This window comes from Pseudomonas sp. 05N36, assembly GCF_056397385.1.
The window spans coordinates 298,864-311,944 of sequence record NZ_JBFTNH010000002.1; the positions used below are offsets into that span (position 1 = coordinate 298,864).

General features: G+C 58.1%; 8 protein-coding genes. 7 read left to right on the forward strand and 1 reads right to left on the reverse strand.

Annotated elements, in window-relative coordinates:
- The first annotated feature begins 13 nt into the window (after window positions 1-13).
- The 7 genes from AC1DIH_RS04410 to AC1DIH_RS04440 all read left to right on the forward strand — a co-directional run bounded on the left by AC1DIH_RS04410 (window position 14) and on the right by AC1DIH_RS04440 (window position 12,138).
- Window positions 14-2,836, forward strand: coding sequence for an ATP-binding protein (locus AC1DIH_RS04410; protein ID WP_477770736.1), 2,823 nt, complete (start codon window positions 14-16; stop codon window positions 2,834-2,836).
- Window positions 2,823-4,010 carry a response regulator cyclic di-GMP phosphodiesterase PvrR gene (gene pvrR / locus AC1DIH_RS04415; protein ID WP_477770737.1) on the forward strand — a complete coding sequence of 396 codons (1,188 nt, stop codon included), beginning with the start codon at window positions 2,823-2,825 and terminating at the stop codon, window positions 4,008-4,010. The genes AC1DIH_RS04410 and pvrR overlap by 14 nt, the downstream gene beginning before the upstream one ends.
- A gap of 74 nt (window positions 4,011-4,084) precedes the next feature.
- A complete protein-coding gene (locus AC1DIH_RS04420) occupies window positions 4,085-7,294 on the forward strand; it encodes a hybrid sensor histidine kinase/response regulator (protein ID WP_477770738.1) in 3,210 nt (1,069 codons plus the stop codon).
- A gap of 27 nt (window positions 7,295-7,321) precedes the next feature.
- On the forward strand, window positions 7,322-7,969 hold the full coding sequence (locus AC1DIH_RS04425; protein ID WP_477770739.1) for a response regulator: 648 nt from the start codon (window positions 7,322-7,324) through the stop codon (window positions 7,967-7,969).
- A gap of 121 nt (window positions 7,970-8,090) precedes the next feature.
- On the forward strand, window positions 8,091-8,672 hold the full coding sequence (locus AC1DIH_RS04430; protein WP_477770740.1) for a fimbrial protein: 582 nt from the start codon (window positions 8,091-8,093) through the stop codon (window positions 8,670-8,672).
- Window positions 8,673-8,744: 72 nt separating this feature from the next.
- Complete coding sequence (locus AC1DIH_RS04435; protein WP_477770741.1) at window positions 8,745-9,494, forward strand: fimbrial biogenesis chaperone; 750 nt, start codon at window positions 8,745-8,747, stop codon at window positions 9,492-9,494.
- 205 nt (window positions 9,495-9,699) lie between these two features.
- Window positions 9,700-12,138 (forward strand): fimbria/pilus outer membrane usher protein, encoded by a 2,439-nt coding sequence (locus AC1DIH_RS04440; RefSeq protein WP_477770742.1) that lies wholly within the window; start codon window positions 9,700-9,702, stop codon window positions 12,136-12,138.
- A gap of 39 nt (window positions 12,139-12,177) precedes the next feature.
- Here AC1DIH_RS04440 and AC1DIH_RS04445 read toward each other — a convergent pair whose 3' ends face one another.
- Complete coding sequence (locus AC1DIH_RS04445) at window positions 12,178-13,041, reverse strand: DMT family transporter (protein WP_477770743.1); 864 nt, start codon at window positions 13,039-13,041, stop codon at window positions 12,178-12,180.
- Window positions 13,042-13,081: the final 40 nt, after the last annotated feature.

Genomic DNA, 13,081 nt, shown 5'->3' on the forward strand with positions numbered 1-13,081 from the left:
CTAAAGTGGCGGCATGAAATTTAAAACGTATCTCCACCAGTTCAATCCGATCCTTTCCACACCAGACGCAGCGCGGCGCTTGCTGCGTATTTTTGCCGTGGTGCTGCTGGTCGGCATCCTCGGCGGCGTTTATAACTTTCTGCTGTTCACCTTCAACAATGAAATCTCCCAGCGGCGCGGCTACATGAGCAGTGCGATTGCCGAAGCCCATACCTTTTTCACCACCCGTGAAGCGCTGCTCGAAAGCCTTAGCCTGTCAGCCACGCGCTACGACTGGCAGGCCGAACCGGCGGTGTCCGACGAAGAAACTCATCTGTTGCTGGGCGACTCGCCCGGCAAGCAGTGGAACATCTGGCTGACCCAACGCATGCGCGATTATTTGAAAGCGCAACAGGTCAACCTGATTTATGTCAGCAGCGATGTCGAGACCACGGTGGCGCGCCTGTACAACGCCACACCGGCAGCCGGGGATTTCTCCGAAACCATGCTGAATGAACTCCAGACCCTTAAACGCGACAACGCCCCTGCCCTGCAAGAGTTGTGGCTGACCCATAAGTCGGCAGGGCATTCGCAGCTATACATATTCATTCGTCTGGACGAGCGCGACGTGAACTCCGGCTGGCTGGGCCTGGAAATGGACGATCGGGAAGTCTCCAGAGCCTTGAGCGACCACAGCGCAGGCGAGTTCACCATGTTCAACGCCCAAGGCATGCCGCTTTTCAGCAACAGCCGCAATCCGCACTCAAGCCAGAATCTGCCGGACCTTCAATGGCAAGATTTCTTTGGCTTTGTCGGCGACGGCTGGCTGCCTGACCACATCGTGTTGCGCAAGCAGTTGAAGTCTTCCGACTGGCAACTCGCGTACTCCATCGACTTACGCGCCGTGCTGTCGGCTCTGTGGCCGCAATTGAGCGCCGCGCTGTTGTTTTTCCTGTTCAGCAGCAGTCTGGTGTGGCTGCTGACCCATCGTATCGAGCGCCGCTTCATTAACCCAGCGATCATGCGGATTCAGGCCCTGATCGAAAGCGAGCGGTTCAGCCGCGACGTAATCCAGACCGCCCCCGTGGCCCTGTGCGTATTGCGGCGCACCGACGGTCAGGTGGTGCTGGAAAACCCCTTGTCTCAGCAATGGCTGGGACAGGGAGGTGAACGCGAACACCTGTGCCACGGCTGGATTCGCCAGGCCTTCGATACGCTTGAACCCGCCCTCAGCGACTACTTCGAGACCATCGACGGCAGGCACCTTTATCTGAGCTGCGCACCTACCCGGTACAAAGGCGAAGACGTCTTGCTCTGTGCCTTCAGCGACATCAGCGCACGCACTGAAATCGAAGTCGCACTGGATGAAGCCCGGCAACTGGCCGATGCTGCCAACGAAGCCAAGACCTTGTTCCTGGCGACCATGAGCCATGAAATTCGCACCCCCTTATATGGCGTGCTGGGCACCCTGGAATTGCTGGCGCGCACCGATCTGGATGCCCAGCAAAAAAATTATCTTCGGGCCATCGAAGGCTCCTCGGCGACCTTGCTGCAATTGATCTGCGATGTGCTGGACGTGTCGAAAATCGAGGCTGGGCAACTGGCTCTGGAGTTGAGCGAGTTTTCGGCGCTGGAACTGGTACGGGAAGTGATTCAGGGTTATGCGGCGGCGGCCCAAAGCAAGGGCCTGCAATTGTACGCCTGTCTGGACTCGCAGTTGCCGGATCGGGTTATCGGTGATATCAGCCGTATCCGTCAAATCCTCAACAATCTGTTGAGCAACGCCGTCAAGTTCACCGACTCCGGGCGGGTGGTGTTGCGGGTCAAAGTGCTTAGCCGCGATGGTGAGCGCGCCAGTCTGCAATGGCAGGTCTCGGACACCGGCAAAGGCATCGCCCATGACGATCAGCCATTCATTTTCGAGCCGTTTTACCAGACCGGAGGCAACACCAATGTAGTCGCCGGCACAGGCCTTGGTCTGCCTATCTGCCTGCGCCTGACGAACTTGATGAACGGCAATATCCGCATGGTCAGCGATCAGGGTCTGGGCAGCAGCTTTTCCCTGACCTTGCCGCTGGAAGTGCCAACGATCGGTTCACTGTCGACAACCATGACAGGCCTGTTACCCGAAGTGGTCTACGTGGTCTCGCCGATCCGTGAAGTGGCCGAAGCCATCAGCGGCTGGTTGTGGCGCTGGGGTGCCCGCCCGCAAATCGGTCGACCGTCACACCAGGACGTTGGCCCGGAGTGCGTATTGATCGAACTGCACCCTGGCACCCTCGAACAGCGCCTGGCGCAAGAATGGGGCGGCCCGTTGGTGCTGGCCACCAGCGATGGTTCCAACGAGCCGCAGGCCATGTGCGGTGGCTGGAAGGTCAACCTCAATGACCTGCACGCGATTTATCAGGCAGTGAGCCGGGCCCAGGGTTTACGAATGGCCAAGCCTCAGCCGCTGATTGAGCAGCGCGACCTGCGCAAACTTAACCTGCACATCCTGGTAGCCGAAGACAACGCGATCAATCAGTTGATCCTGTGCGACCAACTGGAGGAACTCGGCTGCACCGTGAGACTGGCGTCCAACGGCGAAGAAGCGCTGGCGATCTGGCGCAGCGAACAGTTCGACATCGTCCTGAGCGACGTGAACATGCCCAGACTCAATGGCTACGAACTGGCCCGCGAACTGCGTCGCCAGGGCTGTACTACGCCGATCATCGGAGCGACGGCCAACGCCATGCGTGGAGAGGAAGCATTGTGTCTGGCGGCCGGCATGAATCACTGCCTGGTCAAACCTTTTACGTTGCGAGCCTTGTTTAATTACCTGGCTCCTTATGAACGAGCAGCCCATGAAGCCGTGTAGCATTTTGATAGTCGAAGACCATCCCTTCCAGCAGTTGTACTTGCAGCATTTGTTCGGCGAACTGGGGGATTTCTATCTGGAGTCTGCGTGCGACGGCGAAGAAGCGCTGGCCTGCTTGAAGCGGCGCAATTTCGATCTGGTCCTCACCGACCTACTGATGCCCGGCATGGATGGCGTGCAATTCATCCAGGGATTGGCGGCCTTACGCTCGCGGCCAGTGCTGGCGATCATGAGTGCTGCCTCGCGCCGAATGCTGATGGGGGCAAGCCTGGTGGCCAGCAACCTGCAAGTGAAGGTCATAGGGCTGATCTCCAAACCGGTGAATGTTGCTGCCCTGCGCTGCCTGATCGATCAATTGCAGGGGCTGCGCCAGGTCGCTCAGCCCTCGCCCCTACCCGGCATTGACCGCCAGGCAATCCTTGATGCGTTGGATAACGGTGAATTGCAGGCCTGGTTTCAACCCAAGAAAGCCTTGGTCAATGCACGCATCGTCGCCACCGAAGCGCTGATTCGCTGGATTCACCCCGAGCACGGCATGCTCCTGCCAGGGGTGTTTCTGCCCGCACTCATCACCTTCGGCCTGGAAGAGCGCCTGTTATGGCGGGTTCTGGAACAGGCCATAGTGGCCCAGGCCCAATGGCGTGAGCAGGGTTATGACATCCCTGTGTCGATCAACCTGCCCACACACCTGCTCAACAGCCATGACCTGCCTGACCGTATACTCGCGTTCGTCCTCAAGCATGAAGGTATTCCAGGGAGGATTTGCTTCGAACTGATGGAGTGTTCGGTGCCCGACGATATCAGCAACTTCTACGCCGGTGCCTGCCGCTTGCGGATCAAGGGCTTCGGTCTGTCGCAGGATGATTTTGGCAAGGGCTACAGCTCCTACATGAATCTGGTGTCGGCACCGTTTACCGAATTGAAGATCGATCGGGCACTGGTACATGGCTGTAATGACAACGAAGAACTGGCGCAAGCGTTGACCAGTATTGTTCGCTTGGGGCGGCAGTTAGGTTTGACCGTAGTGGCTGAAGGTGTCGAAACCGCGCAAGAACTTGCTCTGTTGCGTAAGATCGACTGCACTCAGGTCCAGGGTTTCCTGATTTCCCATGCGGTCTCCTCGGATCAGTTCCAACAGTTGTTAAGCCATGACGGTCCGGCAAACATGTGCTGATCCGCCCGAACGTCCCTTGCTTTTGAGGTCATTGTGTCCAACGGCTATCGGCTCGCCGCCTGCGGGGCTGTGCGATGAATCATCCCAACGCCTTACTGGAGAAACTGGCCAGTAGCTCCCTGCGGCTGAACAAAGGCTTGATGGTGCTCAGCGCGCTGGTATTGCTGTTAATCGGCATCAGCTACCTGGGCGTGCAGCGCACGCTGGAAGAGCAGCGCGACACCATGGGCTTTCATTTTGCCCGGCTGATGGAAAACATCCGCGAGCAGGAAGCTTTCCTCAATGCCGTCCAGCGGCAAAGTGCCAAAGGCTCCGTCCTGGACGCCCGGACTTCGCCGCTGTTTCAGCAAAAAAACCTGCCCGACCAAGGACCGGATGTTTATGAAGGGCAGCAGTTTTCGTTTTCGCTGCCCTTCAGCGTGAAAATCGCCACCGATAAAATCGCTGCCAGCGAACAACCAAAAGTCTTTGCCCTGGCCGCGCACCTGAGCGATTACTACAGCGCTTTCTGGTCCGCGTCGCACTATCAGTCACCGCAGGTTTTTCTGTTCAACGTCCCGGACAACTTCGATATCACGGTACCGGCCACCGGGCACCTGCGCCGTGAAGGGCAGATTCAGGGCGGCGTATTTGGCGATGTCGTGAAGCAGGTCAAGAAGCAACTGCATGACCAGACGCTGGACAATCAGGTTCATTGGGATCTGTACGGCGCAGCGTCCGATGACGTGATGGCGCCAACCCTCCTCGCCTACGTCAATATTGATCTCGCTTCGAGCACGTTGAATATTCAAGGCGCCAGCCCTCGGGTAGCGCTCGCGTCCTTGCTGAACCTGTCTCAGGTCAACAACATTGAGCGAATCATGCAGTGGTCGATCTACGACCAATTCACCCTGATTTCGCCGTCCGGCAGGGTGCTGGTTGGCGCACTCGAGCCGGAGCGCATGTTGAGTGAAGGGATGAATCTCAACCGTGACGGCCTGGTCTTCAAACTGACCAGCCATGATGAATACCCCTGGACAGCGATCTACACCATCAGCTTCAAAAGTTTTGTGGATTACGCCTTGTGGCCGCTGCTCTGTCTGGCTGCGCTGGTGCTGACGGGACTGGGTTGCGGCTGGGCCTTCAATCGCTGGTATAAAAGCCACGTCGTACTCCCTGCACATCAGGCTCACCAACGCATCGCCGAGAGCGAAGCGTTCAGCCGCGCCGTGATCGACACCGCGCCAACCGGCCTGTACGTGGTGCGCTGCAGCGACCATAAAGTGTTGCTGGAAAACCAGCGCGCCCAGCAATGGCAAGACACCACCCAACTGATCAGCGCCCTCAGCCGGCAGCAGGGCCTCACCGAGCCAGGGCAGGCCGATCTGGAAATCGATGGCCGCCATTTGCAGGTCGCGTTCATTTCCACTCGTTATCAAGGCCAGGACGCCTGGCTCTGTGCCTTTCACGATGTGACCCGGCATATCGAAGACGCAGCAGCCCTGGAAGAAGCCCGCCGGGCGGCCGACTCGGCCAACGAGGCCAAGACCCGCTTTTTGGCCACCATGAGCCATGAAATTCGCACACCGCTGTACGGCGTACTCGGCACCCTGGAACTGCTGGGACTGACCGAGCTTGATCCGCGCCAGCAGGCCTACCTGCACACCATCCAACGCTCTTCCGCGACCTTGTTTCAGTTGATCAGCGATGTGCTGGATGTGTCGAAGATCGAGTCCGGACAGATGACCATCGAGTCTCATGAATTCTGCCCCCTGGAACTGACGGAAGACACCCTGCGTACCTACAGCGCGTTCGCCCAGGCCAAGGGTTTGCAACTCTATGCCTGTATCGACGCAACGCTGCCAAACCGGGTACGCGGTGATCCGCTACGGATTCGGCAGATCCTCAATAATCTGCTGAGCAACGCCATCAAGTTCACCGACTACGGTCGGGTAGTGTTGCGGGTTCGGGTACTGCAAACCGATGGCTCAAACGTCAGCCTGCAATGGCAAGTCAGCGACACGGGGGTCGGGATATCCCAGGCCCAGCAGGTGCGATTATTCGATCCTTTCTATCAAGTCCGCGATGGCGTCAACGATTCGGGTGCGGGGTTGGGCCTGGCGATTTGCCGGTGGCTGTGTGAGCTGATGGCTGGCCAGTTGAAAGTGGTCAGCGAACCAGGCCTGGGCAGCAGCTTTTCTCTGCAATTGGCGCTTGAGCACGTGCCGGGGGAACTGGCCGATTGCCCCGAGTTCGAGCCAGGAGCGTCGGCTGTTTATGTTCGGGCGCCAGTGCAGGAGTTGACGCAACATCTCTGCGCCTGGCTCAACCGACTGGGCATTGAAACCCGCTCGGTGAACACCGACCTGCTGCAAGCAGAGCCGTCAACATTGCTGGTGGACATGCTGCCATCCGGCAACGAAATACCCTGGCCGGGACCACGGATCATCGCCACGGCCGACGGGCGTAACCCGCCTGAGTGCTCGGGCAATGGCTGGAACGTCGACGCCTATGATGTCCGCGCCATTGCCTGGAGCATCTGCCTCGCGCACCAAGGTGTCGACGGGGCTGACCGGCGGGCGCTACCGGAAAAAAGCCGAAGCCTGAACTTGCATATCCTGGTGGCCGAAGACAACCCTATCAATTCGCAGATCATCAAGGAACAACTGGAAGCCCTGGGTTGTTCAGTAGTGCTTGCGGCCAATGGCGAACAGGCCCTTGCACAGTGGCTGCCCGGCCTGTTCGACCTGGTGCTGACCGACATCAACATGCCCATCATGAATGGCTATGAGTTCGCCGCGACCCTGCGCCAACATGATGTGGACCTGCCGATTATCGGCGTGACCGCCAACGCTCTGCGCGAGGAAGGTGAACGCTGCGCCGCCGTGGGTATGAACGCCTGGATGGTCAAGCCGCTGAACCTGAAAACCTTGCGCACGCAATTGTCGGAATACTGCGAAATAGCAGTGTCCGCGCACGCCACCGTCGCTGATGACAGCCTGGCACCTGAAGTCGCCGTTGACTCGGTGCAGCTTTCGCCGAAAATGCGTGAACTGTTTATCAGCACCATGCAGAAGGACAGGCAGGCTACGCTTGCAGCTCTGGACAGTGGTGATATCAACACCATTGCGCGACAACTGCACAGCATGGCCGGAGCATTGGGCGCCGTACAGGCCGGGGCCATGGCCATTGCCTTCGCCGAACTGGAGTCTCGGCTGTTGGGGCTGACCCTCACGCCGGCCCTGGCGCTGGAGGTCAACACTCAACTTGATCGGCTAAGCGCTTTATTGAATAGCTTTGAATAACCTCTATTTCACTGTGGGTAACCGGTCATGAAAAAACTAAACGTTGTCATCGCTGATGATCACCCCATTGTGCTGCTCGGGGTTCGTGAGCTGATAGAACGTGATGAACGCTTTCGTGTGGTGGGTGAAGCCGTCTGTTCCAACGAGCTGATCAACCTGCTTGAGCGCCAGCCTGTCGATCTGGTCCTCACCGATTTCAACATGCCCGCGGACTCACCCTACGGTGATGGCCTCAAGCTGGTGGAGTATCTGAAACGGCATTTCCCGGCGGTGAAAATCCTGGTGCTGACCATGATCTCCAATCCCTTGATCCTGACCCGTCTGCATGAACTGGGTGTGGTCGGGGTCATTCAGAAAAGCCAGTTGCACAACGAAATTCAAGTTGCGCTCAAGGCTGTCGCCAGAGGCAATCCGTTCCAAAGTACCGGGCCGGACTCCAGTTCAGTGATGGAGTCCACCGCAGACCTGGACGAACGATTCGCCAGGCTATCGCCCAAAGAGCACGAAATATTGCGCCTGTTCGTGTCCGGGCAAAGTGTCACCGACATTGCCCGAGGCCAGAATAGAAGTGCCAAGACCATCAGTACGCAAAAAACATCTGCGATGCGTAAACTGGAAGTTAACAGTGACCAGGACTTGTTGGCTTACTGCTTTGAACGCAAACTTTTCAACTAGTGCTTATCTGCACTCCAGCGTCTCTCCTGCTTTAAGAATCGTCTGATGTTCCCGTATGGGTCGGCTCTATATCGTGCTTCTGCACCGCATAGAACCTTTAATCCACACAATGGTAATCAGAATGAACAAGCTGTCCCTGGCTCTTTTAACCCTCGCAATGTCTGTATCCGCTGGCACCGCTTTCGCAGTAGAAACGCCCACTAAAGCCGGCACCGGCACCATCAGCTTCAGCGGCAACATCAACAACGATGCATGCTCCGTTGAAGGCTCCGACCTGAACAAGACTATTTCCGTGCCGATGGGTGAAGTGTCGATCAAAGACATGGGCACCGCCGCAGCGCCAATGGGCAGTGGCAAATTGAGCGCCGAAAACTTTGACATGAAGATCAGCTGCAACGCTGGCACCAAAGTGTCGATGATCCTTGAACCCAAAAGAGGTACCGGTACGGGCGTCGATAGCAATGGGGTACTGAACCTGATCGGCGGCCTGGGTGCTGCAAAAAACATCGGTATCGCCCTGCTCGATGCTAATGGCGCACTGATCAACCTGAGCTCACCCACCACGGCCAAAATCGAGAACACCCTGCAAGATGGCAGCGCCTCGCTGAAGTTCTCCGCCGCTTACGTCACCACTGGCGCAGCGGGCACCGCCGTCGCCGGTCGCGGTGACGCCACCCTGCCGTTCACCCTGCAATACGAATAATCGCCGGGAATTAACGGACCTAGTGCGGGGCTTATCGGCCCCGCGCACCCCTTGAATCAAACGGTAATAATCATGTTTCGTCATCCTTCCATATCTTTCTGCCTGGGCCTCCTCGGTCTGCTCGTGGTTTCCCAGGCCAATGCCGGAATCTCATTGAGCGCTACTCGTCTTGTCTTTGACGGAAAGCACAAGGAAGCCGGCATCACCGTACGCAATAGCGGTGAAGACGTGTTGATCCAGTCTTGGGTCGATACGGATACCCCTGGCGTTACGTCGGTGCCCTTCGCCGTGACTCCGCCGCTGGCACGGGTGGTGGGCAAGGAGCAGCAGTTGTTGCGGGTGATCTATGAAGGCACTGGCATGCCATCCGACAAAGAGTCGGTGGTCTGGCTCAATGTCCAGGAAATCCCTCAGGCTTCGAAAGAGAAAAACACATTGCAGCTCGCAGTGCGCCAACGCATCAAGGTGTTCTTCCGTCCGGTCGGGCTGAGCGCGGACGCCTATCTGGCACCGACCCAACTGTTATGGCGCCTGGAGAGCCGGGCCGGCAAAACAGTCTTGGCGGTGAATAACCCTGGGCTCTTTCACGTGTCCATGGCGGACATAAAACTTCAATCCGGAACATTGACCGAACACACCGCCGACTCAACGATGATCGCTCCGGGCGAAAATAAAGAGTTCACCATTAAACAATTCAACACTACAACTACGCCCAACGTACTGTTTACCAGTATTAACGACTACGGCGCGCAAGATCGTTACATCGTAAAACTTTCCAATGGCGCCTCAAGCCAGGCCCGACTGAACAAAGAGTTGCCTTAACGCGCTTGTCTGAAGGGCAACCGTATTCTTTTACCGTATTTCTCTTCGCTCCGTTTAGCAGTTCGTATCGGAGGTAATATAGGTACTTTGCATGCTTTTATTTCCAAGCAACCGACCCGGTCCTGGCGTGAACGACCGACCGTGGTACTCAGATACCAGCACTCTTTTAAGTCCGCTATTTATCGCTGTTGCCAGCACCCTCCCCATGTTTGTCGGGGCGGAAGAATTAGAATCGGAACAACTCAAGCAGTTCAACACCACGTTTCTGCAAGGCGCCCAGTCGTCGGTGGACCTGCAGTCGCTGTTGTCCGCCAACAGCGTGCTGCCGGGTAACTACCGGGTCGACCTCTACAGCAACGAAGTGTTGGTGGGCCGCCGCGATATCGACTTCCAACGCAACCCGAAAAACGGCAAGGTCGAGGCCTGCCTGACCCTGGACATGTTGCAGCAACTGGGCATCGACATGAACAAGCTGGAAGCGGCCGGCACACTCAACCCACATGAGCCGCAAGCCTGCTATGACTTGCCGTCGCTGATCGACAAGGCCACTTTGCGCTATGACGTCAGCCGTCTGCGGCTGTTGGCCAGCGTGCCGCAAATCGCCATGCAGCGGGGCATGCGTGGTTATGTCGACCCGGCCTTATGGGATAGCGGCGTCTCGGCGGCTTTTATCAACTACCAGTTGAGCAGCAACCGTAACAGTACGGACTACGCCACCACGTTCTCCAACAACCTGGGTCTGCGTAACGGCCTCAACCTGGGCGCCTGGCGCCTGCGTAATGAGTCGAACTTCAGTAGCAGCACCGGTCAGCCCAACACGTTCAAGAGCAACCGCAGCTACTTGCAACATGACGTGACCGCGTTGAAGGGCCAGTTCAGTGCCGGCGATATATTCTCCGACACCGACCTGTTCGACAGCGTGCGTTATCGCGGCCTGAAACTGGCCTCCGACGAAGGCATGCGCGCCGACAGCGAGCGCGGCTATGCACCGATCATTCGCGGCGTGGCGGAAACCAGCGCCACGGTGGAGATCCGTCAGAACAATTACGTCCTCTACACCGCCAACGTGCCACCGGGTCCGTTTGAAATCAGCGATATATATCCCAGCGGCTCGAATGGCGACCTGCAAGTGACCATCATCGAAGCCGATGGCCGTCGACGGGTAACGGTGCAGGCGTTTTCGAGCCTGCCGATCATGGTCCGCGAAGGCCAGGTGAAGTACAGCGTCTCGGCGGGCAAGTACAACAGCAACAGCGATGGCCTGGCGTCGCCGCAGTTTGTCAGCAGCACCCTGGCCTACGGCATCAACAGCAACCTCACCGGGATCGTCGGCGTCCAGGCCTCGGAGAACTTCAAGGCGCTGTCAGTCGGTGCGGGGCGCAATACCCCGATCGGCGCCGTCTCTGTCGACCTGACTCGCTCCTCCAGCCTCACCGCGGGCCAGACCGTCCAGGGTAATAGCCTGCGGGCGTTGTATGCCAAGACGTTCACCGGCACCGATACCAACTTCACCCTGGCGGCCTATCGCTATTCGACCGAGGGCTACCGGACCCTGACCAACCACGTCGAGGAGCTCAACGCCGATGGCCGGAAACCCACCGGCAACTCGAAAACCCGTACCGACCTGACCATCAACCAGAGCCTGGGCCGCAACCAGCAATATGGCAGCGTTTACCTGAACGCCAGCGACCAGCGCTATTGGGGACGCGGCGGTTCCCAGAGTCTGTCTACCGGCTACAGCAACTACTGGGGTGAGGTCAGCTACAACGTCAGCGCGACCTATACCAAGGATGTCGGAGATTTCGGATCGTCAAACAACGACACCTTGATCAACCTGTCCCTGTCGTTCCCGCTGGGTTCCAAACCCCGTGCACCACGGGCCTTTGTTTCGGCCAATACGCAGAAAAACAGCGACAGCACGCAAGTTGGTATCAACGGTTACCTGTCGGAAACCAGCGACACCTATTACTCACTGCAAGGCGGCAACAGCAGCACCGGTGGCAGCTCGGCCTCGGCCAACATCAGCACCCGCACCTCGGTTGCGGATATCAGCGCGGGTTATAGCCAAGGGCGCGGCTACGCCTCGCAAAACCTTAACCTGGCCGGTTCCGTGGTCGCCCACGCGGGAGGAATCAATCTGGGACAGACCGTGGGCGAAACCTTTGCCCTGGCCGAAGTGCCGGGTGTCTCCGGGGCCAAAATCGGCAGCTACAGCGGTGCTAAAACCGGCGCCAACGGCTTTGCCGTGGTCCCCAACACTCAACCCTATCGGGTGAACTGGATCAGCCTGGATACCCGGGACCTGGGTGCAGACATCGAGATCGATAATGCAACCCAGCAAGTCGTACCAAGGCGCGGCGCCGTGGTGTTGGCTCGATATGTCGGCAAGACCGGCCGGCGGGTGCAGTTCGAGCTGTTTGATGCGCAGAACAAGGCCATTCCATTTGGCGCCGCGTTGGAAGATGCCGCCGGTAAACAACTGGCCATTTCTGACCCGAGCGGTAAAGCCCTGGCGCTGGTGGAAGAAGATTCAGCCACCCTCACCATCAAATGGGATGGCAAACACTGCCAAGCGCCCTACGCATTGCCCGAGCGCAACAAAGCCCTGAACTACGAGCGCGTGCGCTTGCAATGCCAGCCATGAAAAACGCGGCCTTCGCCAATCACGAAGGCCGCGTCAGCATCAGCGGCTTTTACGGAACACAAACACCAGGCCGACGATGATCAAGAGCATGCCGAGCATGCTCAACATCGCCAGTCTGTTGCCGAAAATCAGGTAGTCCATCACCGCCGTCACTGCCGGCACCAAGTAGAACAAACTGGTGACATTCACCAGATTGCCTCGGGCGATCAGGCGATACAGCAGCAAGGTCGCCAGCAGCGATACCACCAGGCCCATCCACAACACGGGCACGATGAACCCCGTGCTGTGCTCGAAGTGGAACGGCTGGAACGGCACGAACATTGCGCACAGCAACAGCCCGGCCAGGTATTGCACCGGCAGTGTGCCGAGGGGATTTTCGGTGATGCGCTTCTGCATGATCGAGCCTGCGGTCATGCTGACCAGCGCCAGCAAACCAAAGAGCATTCCGGCCAGCGACATGCCGGCCAGGCCGATGCCCTGATAGACCACCATGATCAACCCCGCCAGCCCGAGCATCAGGCCGAACATCCGGCTCCTGGAGCGTTGGCGCTCAATCAGCACCACGGTGAGGATCGGTTGAACCCCCATGATCGTGGCCATGACCCCGGGCGTAACCTTCAGGTCCAGCGCCAGCAGATAGAAAATCTGATAGGCGCCCAGCAATACCAGGCCGGTGGCCGCGGCATACAGCATCGGTTTGCCGCGCCGGGGTAGCTTGAGTTTGAGCAGCGGGATCAACAGCACCAGCCCACAGAGGGCAATGGCAAAGCGGATCAACAGAAAGGCAAAGGGTGAGGCGTGAGCCAGCCCCCATTTGGAGAAAATCGCCCCGCTACTCCAGAGCAGAACGAACAGGCTCGTGGACGCCGCCGCGAGCGCGGTCTTTTTTGAAATGAGCAACATGAAAACCACCTGTCATCAGGCAAGAAGCCAACTCAGCCGA

Coding starts and splice junctions, on each gene's coding strand:
- AC1DIH_RS04410 (WP_477770736.1), top strand. CDS start 14: ATGAAATTTAAAACGTATCTCCACCAGTTCAATCCGATCCTTTCCACA.
- pvrR (WP_477770737.1), top strand. CDS start 2,823: ATGAAGCCGTGTAGCATTTTGATAGTCGAAGACCATCCCTTCCAGCAG.
- AC1DIH_RS04420 (WP_477770738.1), top strand. CDS start 4,085: ATGAATCATCCCAACGCCTTACTGGAGAAACTGGCCAGTAGCTCCCTG.
- AC1DIH_RS04425 (WP_477770739.1), top strand. CDS start 7,322: ATGAAAAAACTAAACGTTGTCATCGCTGATGATCACCCCATTGTGCTG.
- AC1DIH_RS04430 (WP_477770740.1), top strand. CDS start 8,091: ATGAACAAGCTGTCCCTGGCTCTTTTAACCCTCGCAATGTCTGTATCC.
- AC1DIH_RS04435 (WP_477770741.1), top strand. CDS start 8,745: ATGTTTCGTCATCCTTCCATATCTTTCTGCCTGGGCCTCCTCGGTCTG.
- AC1DIH_RS04440 (WP_477770742.1), top strand. CDS start 9,700: ATGTTTGTCGGGGCGGAAGAATTAGAATCGGAACAACTCAAGCAGTTC.
- AC1DIH_RS04445 (WP_477770743.1), bottom strand. CDS start 13,041: ATGTTGCTCATTTCAAAAAAGACCGCGCTCGCGGCGGCGTCCACGAGC.